The 14,561-nt window shown below is 65.2% G+C and carries 14 protein-coding genes and 1 riboswitch; of the genes, 5 read left to right on the top strand and 9 right to left on the bottom strand.

The window, feature by feature from the left end:
- Positions 1-18 precede the first annotated feature (18 nt).
- Both WMC41_RS12860 and WMC41_RS12855 read right to left on the bottom strand, forming a co-directional pair.
- The gene (locus WMC41_RS12860) at positions 19-1,182 is read right to left on the bottom strand and encodes a polyamine ABC transporter substrate-binding protein (RefSeq protein WP_432343691.1); all 1,164 of its coding nucleotides are present in this window, start codon (positions 1,180-1,182) and stop codon (positions 19-21) included.
- 30 nt (positions 1,183-1,212) lie between these two features.
- A complete protein-coding gene (locus WMC41_RS12855; protein WP_432343688.1) occupies positions 1,213-2,292 on the bottom strand; it encodes an ABC transporter ATP-binding protein in 1,080 nt (359 codons plus the stop codon).
- Positions 2,293-2,487: 195 nt separating this feature from the next.
- Here WMC41_RS12855 and WMC41_RS12850 point away from each other — a divergent pair, with 195 nt between their 5' ends.
- Positions 2,488-3,285, top strand: coding sequence for a helix-turn-helix transcriptional regulator (locus WMC41_RS12850; protein WP_432343685.1), 798 nt, complete (start codon positions 2,488-2,490; stop codon positions 3,283-3,285).
- Positions 3,286-3,412: 127 nt separating this feature from the next.
- Here WMC41_RS12850 and WMC41_RS12845 read toward each other — a convergent pair whose 3' ends face one another.
- From WMC41_RS12845 to WMC41_RS12815, 7 genes are all read right to left on the bottom strand, one after another.
- Complete coding sequence (locus WMC41_RS12845) at positions 3,413-4,339, bottom strand: IS110 family transposase (protein ID WP_432343682.1); 927 nt, start codon at positions 4,337-4,339, stop codon at positions 3,413-3,415.
- Positions 4,340-4,656: 317 nt separating this feature from the next.
- Entirely contained in the window at positions 4,657-5,160 is a 504-nt protein-coding gene (locus WMC41_RS12840) for a 6,7-dimethyl-8-ribityllumazine synthase (protein WP_432343680.1), read from the bottom strand.
- A 65-nt stretch (positions 5,161-5,225) separates the two neighbouring features.
- Positions 5,226-5,375, bottom strand: a riboswitch (FMN riboswitch).
- Between the two features lie 124 nt (positions 5,376-5,499).
- Positions 5,500-6,561, bottom strand: coding sequence for an ABC transporter ATP-binding protein (locus WMC41_RS12835; RefSeq protein WP_244766829.1), 1,062 nt, complete (start codon positions 6,559-6,561; stop codon positions 5,500-5,502).
- Positions 6,562-6,570: 9 nt separating this feature from the next.
- A complete protein-coding gene (locus tag WMC41_RS12830) occupies positions 6,571-7,353 on the bottom strand; it encodes an ABC transporter permease (RefSeq protein ID WP_244766828.1) in 783 nt (260 codons plus the stop codon).
- Positions 7,350-8,240 carry an ABC transporter permease gene (locus WMC41_RS12825; RefSeq protein WP_244766827.1) on the bottom strand — a complete coding sequence of 297 codons (891 nt, stop codon included), beginning with the start codon at positions 8,238-8,240 and terminating at the stop codon, positions 7,350-7,352. Before WMC41_RS12825 ends, WMC41_RS12830 begins: the two co-directional genes overlap by 4 nt.
- Positions 8,241-8,323: 83 nt before the next feature.
- Positions 8,324-9,430, bottom strand: coding sequence for an ABC transporter substrate-binding protein (locus WMC41_RS12820; RefSeq protein WP_244766826.1), 1,107 nt, complete (start codon positions 9,428-9,430; stop codon positions 8,324-8,326).
- Between the two features lie 100 nt (positions 9,431-9,530).
- A complete protein-coding gene (locus WMC41_RS12815) occupies positions 9,531-10,409 on the bottom strand; it encodes a MurR/RpiR family transcriptional regulator (RefSeq protein WP_398431877.1) in 879 nt (292 codons plus the stop codon).
- Positions 10,410-10,598: 189 nt separating this feature from the next.
- On the opposite strand from WMC41_RS12815, the gene WMC41_RS12810 reads away from it, so the two are divergent.
- From WMC41_RS12810 to WMC41_RS12795, 4 genes are all read left to right on the top strand, one after another.
- Positions 10,599-11,363, top strand: a complete 765-nt coding sequence (locus WMC41_RS12810) for an N-formylglutamate amidohydrolase (RefSeq protein WP_432348333.1) — start codon at positions 10,599-10,601, stop codon at positions 11,361-11,363.
- A gap of 133 nt (positions 11,364-11,496) precedes the next feature.
- Positions 11,497-12,006: a TRAP transporter small permease subunit gene (locus tag WMC41_RS12805; protein ID WP_244766824.1), complete on the top strand. Its 510-nt coding sequence runs from the start codon at positions 11,497-11,499 to the stop codon at positions 12,004-12,006.
- A complete protein-coding gene (locus WMC41_RS12800; RefSeq protein ID WP_432343673.1) occupies positions 12,003-13,325 on the top strand; it encodes a TRAP transporter large permease in 1,323 nt (440 codons plus the stop codon). Before WMC41_RS12805 ends, WMC41_RS12800 begins: the two co-directional genes overlap by 4 nt.
- 131 nt (positions 13,326-13,456) lie before the next feature.
- Positions 13,457-14,512, top strand: coding sequence for a TRAP transporter substrate-binding protein (locus tag WMC41_RS12795; protein WP_244766822.1), 1,056 nt, complete (start codon positions 13,457-13,459; stop codon positions 14,510-14,512).
- Positions 14,513-14,561 lie beyond the last annotated feature (49 nt).

Raw genomic sequence — 14,561 nt, 5'->3', positions numbered from 1 at the left:
GGATGAGGGGCGAGGCGGCTACGCCGACTTGAACCGTGCCATCAGTTCCGCCCGCGCCGGGTCCGTCAGCGTCACGGCGGCGCCGAATTCGAGCGGGGTCAGCGCGGCCTCGTCCGGATAGACGATCCTGTTGCCGGTGATTTCGGCCGGCAGCAGCGAGAGCACGCGGCTGTCCGTCGTCGGCGCGCCGTTGGCGATGTGCTCCTTCACCGCGTTCTGCGGGTCCATCAGGAAGTTGAGCAGGGCGTAGCCGGCCGGCTTGTTGGCCGCGCTTGTCGGCACCGCGTAGAAATCCGACCAGATCTCGCCGCCGTCGGAGCCGAGCGCGAACTGGATTTCCGGGATGTCGCGGTTGAGCTGCGCGCCGTCGTTCGTCCAGCACATGGTCATCCAGGCGTCGGAGGCGCGCATGGAGGGCTGGTAGTCGCTGTTGATGGCGTAGAGATGCGGCTTGACCCTGATCAGCAGTTCCTCGGCCTTGGCCAGCTCCTCGGGCTTGACCGAATTGAAGGAGAAGCCGAGCGAGACGAGGGCGTTGCCGATCGTGGTGAGCTGGTAGTCGTGCACCATGGCGCGGCCGTCCGCCTCGGTCATGGCGACCTCGAAGAACTCCTTCCAGCTCGTCACCTTCGACTTCACCTTGTCGGCGTTGACGGCGATGCCCGTCGTGCCCCAGTTCTTCGGCAGCGCATAGACCTTGCCGTCGACCGTGCCCTCGTTGGTGAAGCGGGTGTTCTGGGTGCCGGGGTCGAAGTTCGGCACCTTGGCAAGGTCGAGCGGGTCGATCAGGCCGAGGCCGGCATAGGTGGAGATCGTGTAGTTGGTGGGCACGAAGAGGTCCCAGCCGGTGCCGCCGGCCTGGAGCTTGGCCAGCATCTCCTCGTTCGAGCCGAAGACGTTGACCTCGACGGCGACGCCCGTCGCGGCGGTGAAGGCCTCGAAGGTCGCCGGGTCGTGGTAGTTCGGCCAGGTGGCGAGCGACATGGCGGAGCCGAGGTCTTCCTGCGCGTGCGCCTCGCCGGTGAAGAGGCCGGGCTGGCGCGCCAGCACGGCGGCGGCAAGGCCGAGGCCGGTGACGGCGAGGAAGTGGCGGCGCGTGACGGAGCCGCGTTTCAGCCGCATGAACTCGTCCGTCAGTTCCCGAGCGCTGATCGGGGCATTCTCTCTGAACCATTTCGACATGATGCTGTTCCCCTGTTGGGCCTGTTTCCCTCAGGCCGGAAAGATATGCGTCTGGCCGGGATCGAAGCTTATGGCGACCCGTTCGCCCGGCGCGACGAGGTCGTTTTGCGATTGGCTGTGGCGTTCGGCGGTGACGAGCAGGTCGCCGAGCCCGTCGACGGCGACGGAATATTCGGCGGCCGAGCCGAGGAAGATGCGATGCGTGACCGTGCCTTCCAGCGTGGTCGCGTCGGCCGCGCCGCGCGAAAGGCGGATCGCCTCCGGGCGAAGCGCGACCGTGACCGCGCCCGGCGCAAGATCGGCGCGCGCTGCGGGCAGGGCCGCGCCATTGCCGAGGCGCACGGTGCCGCCGGTTTCCAGCGTGCCGGCAAAACGGTTCGTCTTGCCGACGAAATCGGCGACGAAGAGATCGGCGGGCCGGTCGTAGACCTCCTGCGGCGTCGCGAGCTGGCGGATGCGGCCGGCGCTCATCACGCAGACGAGGTCGCTCATCGACAGCGCCTCCTCCTGGTCGTGCGTGACGAGCACGAAGGTGATGCCGAGATCGCGCTGCAGCGTCTGCAACTCGATCTGCATGGCGGTGCGCAGCTTCTTGTCGAGCGCGGCGAGCGGCTCGTCGAGCAGCAGCACGGAGGGCTTGTTGACGAGCGCGCGGGCGAGCGCCACGCGCTGCTGCTGGCCGCCGGACATTTCGTGGATGCGGCGCCTGGCGAAACCGGTGAGGCGCACCATCTCCAGCGCCTCGCCGACACGGCGGGCGATCTCCGCCGCCGGCAGCTTCGGGCGCAGCTGCCTCAGCCCGTAGGCGACGTTCCTCTCCACGTCGAAATGCGGGAAGAGGGCATAGTGCTGGAAGACCATGTTGACCGGGCGGCGATAGGCCGGAACGCCGTTGGCGACCTTTCCGGCGATCAGCACCTCGCCCTCGCTCGGCTGCTCGAAGCCGCCGATCATGCGAAGACAGGTGGTCTTGCCGCAGCCGGACGGACCGAGAAGCGCGACGAAGGCACCCTTCGGCACGGAAAGATTGATGTCGGAGACCGCGGTCACCGCGCCATAGCGCTTGGTCACCGAACGGAACTCGATGTCGTTCGTTGGGGCGGATGTCACGTCTGTTCCCTGCGGTTGTTGGTCTCTTGGCGATCTCTGCCGCCTTGGCCACCGTCGAGGGGATGCTAGTCAGCGGCCGATGGGTGGTATATACCCCGAGAGAGGTATTTTATCCGTAAATCGGCTGTGGAAGGAGTATATCCGGCGGCAGTCCATTCCGGCTGCCGCGGGGGAAATCGGGGGAGCAGCGGCGCCATGCGGGTCGATTTCACGGCACTTTTTCGCACCCTGGCCGACTGGGCCGGCGCGCCGGAGAGCTCCGACCGGCAGACCGGAGAGACCCTGCTTGCGATGATGCGGGCGCTGGTGCGCTTCGACGACATCGTCATCTTCGCCTATCACGAGAAGGCGCGGCCGATCGACCTCTTCAGCACCTTCGATGCGGACGACCACCACGTCTTCGTGACGCTCTACCAGGCCGGACCCTACCTGCTTGATCCGTTCTACCGCACGACGCGGGCCGGCCGCGCCGGCGTCTTCCGCATGCGGGAGCTGGCGCCGGACCGGTTCTTCTCCAGCGAATATTTCCGCACCTACTATTCGCAGACCCGGCTTGCCGAGGAGATCGGTTTCTTCGTGCCGGTGGACGACGGCGTGACGGTGGTGGTCTCGCTGATGCGGCGCGAGAAGACCGGCGTCTTCCCCGCGCCGGAATTCGCCCTGCTCAGCGATGCAGAACCCTTCGTCGCCGCCGTGGTGCGGCGCGCCTGGAGCGGGCTTGCCGGGCGCTTCGCGGAGACGGGCCAGGGGCAGGGGCGGCGGAGCGAGCCCTTGAGCGCGGCCGACAGGGTGTGGCGCAAGCTGAACCTGACGGACCGCGAGGCCTCGATCATCGAGCTCGTCCTGCAGGGACACTCGTCGGAATCGATCGGCCTGAAGCTCGACATCTCCACCGGCACGGTGAAGGTCCATCGCCGTAACGTCTACCGCAAGCTCGGCATCTCCTCGCAGATCCAGCTGCTGTCGATCTATCTGAAGAACCTTCAGGGGTAGGCGGGGCGACAGGGGCGTCGTTAGCGAAGGCGGGACCACTCTCCTTCTTCCTCCGTCATCCTCGGGCTTGACCCGAGGATCCATGCGCCACGGCACACACGGTCACCAGCGGCTGTGGCAACTGTGTTCAAGCGAAGTTGGTTTTGTCGCGCTGCATTGCATTGAGGATTGTGATGAGCTTTCGCGCGACGGCGATGATGCCGGCCTTTGCGGAGCCTGTTCTGGCTGAGACGGCCTGATGGAAGGCGCGCAGGCGCGCTGAGGCCTTGATGGCGCCGAGGGCCGCCATGTAGAGGGCCTTTCGCACCCGTGGCCTGCCGCCCTTGATGCGGCGGCGGCCGGATCTCCTGCCGGAATCGTCATTGAAGGGAGCAAGGCCGGCAAGGCTTGCGGCTGTTTTGGGCGAAAGGCTGCCGAGTTCGGGCATATGGGCCAGCAGGGTCAAGGCTGTCACCTTGCCCACGCCGGGCGCGGAGGTAAGGCGGTGCGCCTGCTGAGCGAGATGTCCATTCTTCATCTGCTCGTCGATCGCAGCCTGGATCGAGGCGATCCTCTCGCCGAGGATGGCGATCATGGCCTCGATGTCGGCGCGGACGGCGGGATCGAAGGCATCGCAAAGATGCCGGCGCTCGGTTGCACGGGCATCGACGAGCTGGTCCCGGCGGCGGGCAAGGGCCGCCAGCCGCTCGCGCACCGGGCAAGGCGGCGCCTCGGCCGTCAGGCCGAACATGGTTCCCATCTCGCAAAGCGAGCGGGCATCGATGCGGTCGGTCTTGGCCAGCCGTCCCCGCGCTTCGGCAAAGCGCCGGGCCGTCTTCGGGTTGACGCGGGCAAAGGCGATGCCGGCCTGCGAAAGACACAGGCGCAGCAGCCGGTCGCAATGACCTGTCGCCTCGAAGACGACCAGGTCGGTGGCCGGGTCGAGACCACGGGCAAAAGCGGACAGCGCGGTCTGCTCGTTGGGGATGCGGCAGAACCTGGCCGTTTTCGGATCGAAGATGTCGATCATGTCCTTGCCGATGTCGCAGCCGATGAAGGTATGGTGTATCGTCATGGCGCCTGCTCCTGTGTGCGGGGTCTGTGGCGACAGCCCCGTGCAACTGTTCAGGTTGATGGGCGAAGCGGGAAGGGACCAAGCCATGCCGCGGCCTGCCGTCACAAACGGCGGCCTGGATCCTCTCGGCCTCCTTCCCGCAACCATCTTACATCAGACCAAACACACAGGATCCTCGGGTCAAGCCCGAGGATGACGGAAAGGTTAGCGGTCGGGGGCATGCAAGAAGCCCGGCATCGCTGCCGGGCTCCATCGAGTCTTTTCAAAGGCTTGCGGGCCTATCCTGACGGATCGATTCCGCGTCTTCAAATCGTGATTCAAGCGACCGTCGCCAGCGCGACCTGCGCCCGCGCGTCGATGATCTGGCGGGCGGCGTTGGCGGCTTCCTTGCCCTTGATGACGAAATGGTCGCGGAAGAAGGCGATGTGGGCGTCCGATTCCTGGAAATTGTGCGGCGTCAGCACGGCCGAGAGCACCGGCACGCCGGTGTCGAGGCCGACGCGCACGATGGCGTCCACCACGGTGCCGGCGACGAAATCGTGGCGGTAGATGCCGCCGTCGACGACGAGGGCGACGCCGAGAATGGCGGAATAGCGGCCGGTGCGGGCGAGAAGCTGGGCATGGAGCGGGATTTCGAGGGCGCCGGGCACGTCGACGATGTCGACCTCTTCGGCGCGGCCGCCGAGCGCCGTCCATTCGGCGACGAAGGACTGGACCGCCTGGTCGACGATGCCGGCGTGCCAGCGGGCACGGATGACGGCGATGCGGGCGGCGGGGGTGGCATTCACATTCATGTCGAGGCCTTTCAAGGGTTGAGCCATTTTGCAACGGTCCCCTTGGGCGAACACGCAGGACGCGGCCCCGCCGCTGAGGGCGGGTGGCTCCTGCTTGCTCTCTTCCATCCGGACTGTGACCGTCGGCTCCGGCATCGCACCGGATCTGCTGACCCTTGCCTTTGGGGCAAGGCGCTCGCGGGCTCCGGGTTTTCACGCCCGATACCGCCGGTGGGGAGTTTCACCCCGCCCTGAGAACGATGGGAGACTAGCCGGCGAAAGCCCGCAGATCAAATCCGCGGGCGACGCAAAAGGCGCAATTCACGACAGATTTTTCCAAAGCGCGGCCGAAACCTGGAAAACCGCTTCGCGGCCGTGCCGGCACGCTCAGTCGCGGATGACCAGAAGATCGCCGGCCGTGAAGCGCAGCGTGACCGTCTCGCCGACCGTCGGCGGCACGAGGCCGGGGCTGTTGAACATGTCGAAGGAGATGATGCTGTCGCCGACCTTCATGCGGGTGCGGATGACCGAGCCGAGGAAGTTCGAGGAGACGACCTCGCCCGTCAGCGCCGTGTCGCCCCTGGCGTCGGGGGCGGTCGAGCCGGCTTCCGGGCGCAGCGCCAGCGAGACGGTGTCGCCGGCCTTCGCATTGCCGAGCGGCTCGCGCAGCGTCACGCCCTGATCGCCGATCGAGACGCGGTTGGCGGCGGGATCGACGACCTTCGCCTCGATGAGGTTCAGCGTGCCGACGAAGTTGGCGACGAAACGGGTAGCGGGACGGTTGTAGATGTCCGCGGGCTTGCCGATCTGGTCCGCCTTGCCGGCGTTCATCACGACGATGCGGTCGGAGATCGACAGGGCCTCTTCCTGGTCGTGGGTGACGAAGACCGTGGTGATGCCGAGCTGCTGCTGAATCTGCCGGATTTCCTCGCGCAGCGACACGCGGATCTTGGCGTCGAGGGCGGAGAGCGGTTCGTCGAGCAGGAGGACCTGGGGCTTGGGCGCGAGCGCCCGGGCGAGCGCCACGCGCTGCTGCTGGCCGCCGGACATCTGGTAGGGGTAGCGGTCGGCGAGATGGTCGAGCTTGATGAGGCCGAGCATCTCCTTGACGCGCGCGTCGATCTCGGCCTTCGGCCGGCCGGCGACCTTGAGGCCGAAGGCGACGTTTTCGGCAACGTTCATGTTCGGGAAGAGGGCGTAGGCCTGGAACACCATGCCGATATTGCGCTGGTTGGGGCGCAGGTTCTGCTGGCTCCTGCCGTCGATGGTGATCGCGCCGCCCGAGGGCGTCTCGAAGCCGGCGATCATGCGCAGCACCGTGGTCTTGCCGCAGCCCGACGGGCCGAGGAACGAGATGAACTCGCCCTTTTCGATCGACATGTTGAAATCCTTGACCACCTGGACGGGGCCGAAGGACTTCTGAAGGCTGGTGAGGGTGAGAAAGCTCATGGAAAGTCCTTAAGTCGCGCTCTGCGCGCCCTTCTGGAAACGGGAAACAAGCTGGATCAGGCCGAGGCAGCCCCAGGTCAGCGCGAAGGACATGACCGCAAGCGCGGCCGGCTCGTAGGCGCGGTTGGCGCCGAGCAGCTGCATGTAGGGACCGAAGGCCGGACGGTTGAGGAGGGCGGCCATGGTGAACTCGCCGATGACGATGGCGAAGGTGAGGAACGCGCCCGACAGCACCGCGACCAGCACGTTCGGCAGGATGATCCTGGCGAGGATCGTCGTCCAGCCGGCACCGAGGCTCTGAGCCGCTTCCGTCAGCGTCGCGATGTCGATCGAGCGCAGGCCCGTATCGACGGAGCGGTACATGTAGGGCAGCGCCAGCGTCGCATAGCCGAACATCAGGAGGATGTTCGTGCCGGTGATCGAGCCGGTCAGCGGCAGCCAGCTCGAGGTGTTGTAGAGCCGGATATAGCCGAAGACGATGACGATGGCCGGGATGACCAGCGGCAGCAGCGTGACGAATTCGATATAGGGACGAAGGCCCGGCAGCTTCAGCCGCACCCAGTAGGCGGTCGGCACGACGAGCAGCACGCCGAAGACGATGGTCGCGAGCGCCATCAGGATCGAATAGGTGAAGGTCGCCTGGAAGCGCGGATCGCCGAGCACGACGGCATAGGCATCCAGCGAATAGACGCCGCGGCGCATCTTCAGGGAGAAGTTGGTCATGCCGAGCAGCGGCAGGATGAAATAGAGCATTCCGAAGATGAGGGCGCCCCAGGCCCAGAACTTTCTCATTTCAGCCACCTTTCGCTGCGGGCGCGCAGCCAGATGTAGATCGTGTTGGCGATGCCCGTCACGACGATCATGCCGAAGGCGAGCGCATAGCCGAGATGCGGGTTGCCCAAGACGTCGCCGCGGATCTGCGCGAAGAGCAGGATCGGCACGATGGAGAGCGAGGAACCGGTGAGGGCGATGGCGGTGGCGACGGCCCCGAAGGCGTTCGCGAAGAGCAGCGCCAGGGTGCCGAGGAAGGAGGGCAGCAGGATCGGGAAGGCGACCATGCGCCAGTACTGCGCGTTCGTGGCGCCGAGGATCTGCGCGGCTTCCCGCCATTCGCGCTTCAGGCCGTCGAGCGCGGGTGTGATGATGAGGATCATCAGCGGAATCTGGAAGAACAGATAGGTGATCGTCAGGCCCCAGAAGGACAGGATGTTGAAGCCGAGCGCGCGCAGGTCGATGCCGAGCTGGGACTTCAGGAACACCGTGATGAGGCCGACCGGGCCGAGTGTCGCAAGGAAGGCGAAGGCGAGCGGCACGCCGGCGAAGTTGGAGGCGACGCCGGAAAAGGTCAGGAGCGGGCCGCGGATCCATTTCGGCAGGCCGCCGAGCACCACGGCGGATGCGACGGAAAAGCCGATCAGGCAGCCGAGCAGGGCGGAGGCGATGGAGATCTTGATCGATATCCAGTAGGCCGAGAGGATGGAGGTGGTGAACAGGCCCCGGATATTGTCGAGCGTGAAGCTTCCGTCCGGCGTCTGGAAGGCGCCGACGACGATGCGCATCGTCGGCATGATCAGGAACAACAGGACGAAGATCGCGAACGGCGCCGCGCCGAGCCAGTGCAGCGGGAGGCGGAAGGGCGCCCGCGCGGGGGGCGGTGCTGCTGAGCTGTCTGATGACATTAAGTTGGCCTCATGGGGTTGCCGTCATTGGCATACCGCAATCGTCGCCCCGGCGACGGGCCGGGGCGACGGGGATGCTGTCGTTACTGCACGTTCGCGCCGACGACCGAGTCCCAGGCGCCGGTCACGGCGGCGTTGTTGGCGTCCACTTCCTCGAGCGTCGGGAAGTAGGCCTTCTCATAGGATTCGGCCGGCGGCAGCGCGTCGATCAGGTCCTGCGGGATCTTGCCGGCCTTGACCATGGCGTTGAAGCGTGCCGGATGGCAATAGCCCTTCAGCCAGCCGAGCTGGCCCTCGTCGGAATAGAGGTGCTCCATCCACAGCTTGGCGGCGTTCGGATGCGGCGCATAGGCCGAGATCGCCTGGACGTAGACGCCGGCAAGGACGCCCTTTTCCGGAACGACGACTTCCGTCGGCGGGTTGCCGTTGAGGGTCTTGGCCCAGCCGAGCGCGTTGTAGTCCCAGGCGATGATGATCGGGGTGGAGCCCTGCGCCAGCGTGCCGGACTTGCCGATGACCGGAACGAAGTTGCCGGCCTTGTTCATTTCGGCAAAATAGGCAAGGCCCGCTTCGCCGGCTTCCTTGCCGGCCTTCGCATCCTTGCCGAGGCCGGCGGCCAGAACGCCGAGGATGGCCTGGTTGGAGGCGCGCGGATCGCCGGCAAGCGCGACCTGTCCGGAATATTCCGGCTTCAGCAGGTCGGCCCAGTCCTTCGGCGTGTTCTCGACGAGGTCCTTGTTCACGAAGAAGGACATCACGCCGTAGTAGTCGCCGTACCAGTAGCCTTCCGGATCCTTGATGGTGTCCGGGATCTCGTCCCAGGTGGAGACCTTGTAGGGCTGCAGCAGGCCTTCGGCCTTTGCCGACGGACCGAAGGACAGGCCGACGTCGATCACGTCGGGCGACTGCGGGCCCTTGTTGTCCTTGTTGGCCTTGATGGCTTCGATCTCGTCGGCCGAGCCGGCATCCGGGTTCAGTTCGTTGACCTGGATTTCCGGGTACTTGGCCTTGAAGGAGGCGATGACCTCGCCATAGCCGCACCAGTCGTGCGGCAGCGCGATCGTCGTCAGCATGCCTTCCTTCTTGGCGGCCTCGATGAGTTCGGCGCTCGGCTCGGCGAAGGCGAGCGAGGGAACGGCGATCGCCAGCGCGGTGGAGAGCGAAAGCAGACGTTTCGTATGTGACATCACGGGTGTTCTCCTTTTGTGAGTCAGTCAACTTCGGCGAAGCTGATACTGGCGGCAGATGAAGCTTATGTGACAGTTTTATTTCGTTTTTTTCGGATGTCGATCAGGGCTTTCCGGGAACCTCCGGTTTTGGTTTGCGAAACAGCCGGCTGGCCTCGAAGAGGCCCTCCAGCGTCTTCATTCGGCCGCTGGTTTCCTCCCAGCCCGAACTCTGGACGGCTTCGATCAGCGCCTCCACGATGAACAGCGTCACGACGGACGAGTCCCAGGCCGACGGCGCCTCGATATGCACGCGAAAGACCTTCGCCGCGACCTTGGCGACGGGCGAGGCCCACTGGTCGGTGAACAGCACGATCTCGACGCCGCGCTCGCGGGCGACGCGGCCGAGCGTCTCCATCTCCTGCTCGTAGCGGCGGATATCGAAGATCACGAGCACGTCGCCGGCCTTCATGTTCAGGACGTAGTGCGGCCAGGAGCTGGGATTGGCGGCGATCTGCGTGACGTTCGGGCGGATGACCTGGAGATGGGTGAAGAGGTAGTCGGCCAGCGCCTTCGTGATGCGCCCGCCGATGATGTAGATGCTGCGCTGGCGGTCGGCGAGGAGGGCGCTGGCGCTGTCGAAATCGGCGGTCTCCACCTGCGAGAGCGTCTGGCGCAGGTTGGTCATGATCGCGTCGGCGAAGCGGTTGAGGATATGCGTGCCGGGCGCCCTGGCCGCCCAGCGGTCGTGCTTGCTGATCGGGCTCGACAGGGTGGCTTCCAGCTCATGGTGCAGGCGGGCCTGGAAATCCGGGAAGCCGCGAAATCCCAGCTTCTGCACCATGCGGGCGACCGTCGGCGTCGACACGCCGGCGTTTTCCGCCACCGTCGTGATGCTGCCGAGGCCGGAGACGGGATAGTTGTCGAGCAATGACGTGGCCAGCTGCTTTTCGGCGCGCGTCAACGCGTCGAAATGGGCACTGATCACATCCGACACCGTCATGGATGCTTGGTTGAGTGTCAAATTGTTCCCCTGCGCTCCGGTCTTCGCCGGAGTTCGGGAAATTAAACATCGCTGTCACAATTCGAGTCAAATGTTTTTTTGAAGAGATTTTTTCACTACCCCGTTGACAGCGGCAAGGCTGTGAAGAATTCTCTTCATAAACGATAAGAGCCGGTCGAGGGGATCAGGCTGATGGGAATTCTGACTGGAGAGGAGGGCGACCCCGTCGCCCTGGAGAATGGTGTTGCCCGCGGTCCGGTCGTCCTGGTCTGCGAGCATGCATCCCGGCTGCTGCCGAAGGCGCTCGGCACGCTCGGCCTCACCGAGGAAGCGCTTGAAAGCCATATCGCCTGGGATCCGGGCGCGCTCGCCGTCTCGCGCCTCATGGCGCAAAGCCTTGACGCGACACTGGTTTTCCAGCGGTTCTCCCGCCTTGTCTACGATTGCAACCGTCCGCCGGAATCCCCGGCCGCCATGCCGGAAAAGAGCGAGGTCTTCGCCGTTCCGGGCAATGCCGGGCTCGACCAGGCGGCGCGCGATGCCCGCACGCAAGCGCTCTACCTGCCGTTCCGCGACAGGCTGTCCGGCCTTGTGAAGAGCCGGATCGCTGAGGGCAGGGCGCCGGTCATCGTCACCATGCACAGTTTCACGCCGGTCTATTTCGGCAAGCCGCGCGCCGTCGAGATCGGCATCCTGCACGATGCCGACACGCGCCTTGCCGATGCCATGCTGGCGGCGGCCGGCAGCGCCGGACCCTTCGACATCCGCCGCAACGAACCGTATGGACCGGAGGACGGGGTGACGCATACGCTGAGGGAGCACGGCCTTGCCAACGGCCTTGCCAATGTGATGATCGAGGTCCGCAACGACCTCGTGAAGGACGAAGCCGGCCAAAGGGTCGTGGCCGAATATCTGGCGGGACTGCTCGAAAAGAGCCTTCCCGCAATCCAATAACAAAGACCCGGGGAACGACATCCGTGGAGACGGAGAAGAACACAAACAGGAGAGGCCAAGCGGATGCTTGCTTTGTCATATCGGAGGCCCGGCCCGACTGAGATTGCCGTCGTCCGGAACGGGGGCAGGGGCCATGCCTGATTTCATCAAGACCTATGTTCGCTTTGTCGACACGTTCAACCGGCGTGTCGGCCTTTTCGCGATGTACCTGATCTTCGCGATGTTCGCGATTCTGCTGTATTCCTCCGTCTCGAAGGCCTTCCACCTGCCGGCGAACTGGACGCTGGAATCGGCGCAGTTCACCATGGCGGCCTACTACATGCTCGGCGGCGCCTTCGCCATGCAGACCGGCGACCATGTGCGGATGGACCTGTTCTACGGCACCTGGTCGGCGAAGAAGCGGGCGGCCTTCGACACCGTCACGGCGATCGCGCTGATCGTCTTCCTCGGCTTCATGCTCTATGGCGGCATCACCAGCACGACCTATGCCATCCAGTTCAAGGAAAAGAGTTTTACCGCCTGGGCGCCCTACATGGCGCCGATCAAGATCGTCATGACCTTCGGTGTCGTGATGATGCTCGCGCAGGCCACCGCTTCGCTCTTCAAGGATATCGCCGAGTTGCGGGGAAGGCCTATCGCATGAGCTACGAATTCATCGCAATCACGATGTTCGCCGGCATGATGGTGCTGCTGCTCACGGGGCAGCGGGTCTTTGCCGTCATCGGTTTCGTCGGCGTCGTCGCGGCGTATCTGCTGTGGGGCACCGGCGGCTCGGAAATGGGCTTCGCCTCGGCCATGAAGCTCGTCAAATGGTATCCGATGCTGACGGTGCCGATGTTCGTCTTCATGGGCTACATGCTGTCGGAATCGGGCATCGCCGAGGACATGTACAAGGCGATCCACGTCTGGATGGGGCCGATCAACGGCGGCCTGGCGCTCGGCACGGTCGGCCTCATGGTCGTCATCTCCGCCATGAACGGCCTTTCGGTCGCCGGCATGGCGATCGGCGCCACCATCGCGCTGCCGGAGCTGCTGCGCCGCGGCTACGACAAGGTCATGATGACGGGCGTCGTGCAGGGCGGTTCGACGCTCGGCATCCTCCTGCCGCCGAGCGTCGTGCTCGTGCTCTACGGCATGATCGCCCGCGTGCCGGTCGGCCAGCTCTGGCTCGCCGGCGTGCTGCCGGGCCTGATGATGGCGGCGCTGATGGCGATCTACGTCTATGTGCGCTGCCGCGTGAACCCGGCGCTCGGCCCCGCCCTGCCGCCGTCGGAACGCAACGTGCCTTTCCGCGAGAAAGTGGCGCTCCTGTCTGCCGGCATCGTGCCGCTCGGCATCTTCGCGCTGATGATGTGGCTGTTCCTCAGCGGCATTTCGAGCTTGGTGGAAAGCTCCGCCGTCGGCGCCATCTGCTCGGCGCTGGTCGCCTGGTGGCGCGGGCGGCTCAGCGTGCGCCTGTGGAACGACGTCCTGCAGAAGACGCTCGGCATCACCTGCATGTTCATGTGGATCCTGATCGCCTCGCTCTGCTTCGGCGCCGTCTTCGACGGTCTCGGCGCGGTCAAGTCGATCGAGCGCTTCTTCCTCGGCGACCTTGGCCTGGAACCCTGGCAGGTTCTCGTGCTGATGCAGGTCTCGTTCCTCGTCATGGGCATGTTCCTCGACGACACGGCCATGCTCGTCATCGTGGCGCCGCTCTACATCCCGCTGGTGCAGAAGCTCGGCTTCGACCTCGTGTGGTACGGCGTGCTCTACACGATCACCTGCCAGATCGCCTACATCACCCCGCCCTTCGGCTACAACCTGTTCATGATGCGGGCGATGGCGCCGCCCGAGATCGGCATGCGGGACATCTACCGCTCGATCTGGCCCTTCGTCGGCATCATGCTGGCGAGCCTGATCATCATCGGCGTGTTCCCGGAGATCGCGACGTGGCTGCCGAACAACTACTACGCCAAATGACCGGTTCGCCGGCGGCGGCAGCCGCCGGCCTGCAAGGGAGAATGAGGCCGAGAGAAGAAAAGACGATTGACCGACCGGGATGAACGGCCGTTCCCGGCAAAACCGAGACGTTTAACCAGAGGGATAGAGATATGACCAACAGACGGCAATTTCTGACACGGGCCGGGGCAGTCACGATCGGCGCGGCCGGCGCCGCCACGCTTTCCGCCCCCGCCATCGTGAAGGCGCAGACCGCCATCAAGTGGCGTTTCCAGACCTATGCGGGCGCCGCGCTCGGCGAGCACGTCACCAAGCCGATCATCGACGCGATCAACGCCGCCGCCAAGGGCGAGCTGGAGATCGAGCTCTACTTCGCCGACCAGATCGTGCCGACGGGCGAACTGTTCCGCGCGCTTCAGGCCGGCACGATCGATGCCGTGCATTCGGACGACGATTCCATGGCGTCCCCGGCGGACGTCGCCACCTTCGGCGGCTACTTCCCGCTCGCCACCAAGCAGATCCTCGACGTGCCGGTGCTCTTCAAGCAATACGGCCTCGCCGACATCTGGAAGTCGTCCTACGAGAAGGTCGGCGGCGTCGTCTGGCTCTCCTCCTCGGGCCAGGACCCCTGCCACTTCAACACCAAGAAGGCGATCACCTCCGTCAAGGACCTCGAGGGCCTGCGCCTCTATACCTTCCCGACGGCCGGCCGCTTCCTCAGCCAGTTCGGCGTCGTGCCGGTGACGATCCCCTATGAAGACGCACAGGTCGCCGTGCAGACCGGCGAGCTCGACGGCATGGCCTGGTCGGGCATCACCGAGGACTACACGGTCGGCTGGGCCGACGTGACGGACCACTTCCTGACCAACAACATCTCGGGCGCCTGGATCGGCTCCTTCTTCGTCAACGAGCAGAAGTGGGCGGAACTGCCGGACCACCTGAAGAAGCTGGTCCTGACGGCGATCGAGGCCGGAAACAACTACCGCGACCAGTGGTACTGGGGCGGCGAGGCGAAGCTGCGCGCCGAAGGCACGAAGCTGAAGCTCACCAGCATTCCGGCCGAGGAGTGGAAGGTCGTGGAAGATGCGGCCAAGGTGTTCTGGAAGGAGATCGCCGGCCAGAGCGAGACGGCCGCCAAGGTGGTGAAGATCTTCGAGGACTACAACGCCATCATCAACAAGGCCGGTCCGCCCTACGTCAACGGCTGATCGCATCCAATCCCTTCGGGCCGGGCCGGAAGGCCCGGTCCGGCATGAA

Source organism: Shinella yambaruensis (assembly GCF_050859155.1).
Lineage (GTDB): Bacteria > Pseudomonadota > Alphaproteobacteria > Rhizobiales > Rhizobiaceae > Shinella > Shinella yambaruensis.
This window is presented reverse-complemented; position numbering and strand designations above follow the sequence as displayed.

Coding starts and splice junctions, on each gene's coding strand:
- WMC41_RS12860 (WP_432343691.1), bottom strand. CDS start 1,182: ATGTCGAAATGGTTCAGAGAGAATGCCCCGATCAGCGCTCGGGAACTG.
- WMC41_RS12850 (WP_432343685.1), top strand. CDS start 2,488: ATGCGGGTCGATTTCACGGCACTTTTTCGCACCCTGGCCGACTGGGCC.
- WMC41_RS12845 (WP_432343682.1), bottom strand. CDS start 4,339: ATGACGATACACCATACCTTCATCGGCTGCGACATCGGCAAGGACATG.
- WMC41_RS12840 (WP_432343680.1), bottom strand. CDS start 5,160: ATGGCTCAACCCTTGAAAGGCCTCGACATGAATGTGAATGCCACCCCC.
- WMC41_RS12835 (WP_244766829.1), bottom strand. CDS start 6,561: ATGAGCTTTCTCACCCTCACCAGCCTTCAGAAGTCCTTCGGCCCCGTC.
- WMC41_RS12830 (WP_244766828.1), bottom strand. CDS start 7,353: ATGAGAAAGTTCTGGGCCTGGGGCGCCCTCATCTTCGGAATGCTCTAT.
- WMC41_RS12825 (WP_244766827.1), bottom strand. CDS start 8,240: ATGTCATCAGACAGCTCAGCAGCACCGCCCCCCGCGCGGGCGCCCTTC.
- WMC41_RS12815 (WP_398431877.1), bottom strand. CDS start 10,409: ATGACGGTGTCGGATGTGATCAGTGCCCATTTCGACGCGTTGACGCGC.
- WMC41_RS12805 (WP_244766824.1), top strand. CDS start 11,497: ATGCCTGATTTCATCAAGACCTATGTTCGCTTTGTCGACACGTTCAAC.
- WMC41_RS12800 (WP_432343673.1), top strand. CDS start 12,003: ATGAGCTACGAATTCATCGCAATCACGATGTTCGCCGGCATGATGGTG.
- WMC41_RS12795 (WP_244766822.1), top strand. CDS start 13,457: ATGACCAACAGACGGCAATTTCTGACACGGGCCGGGGCAGTCACGATC.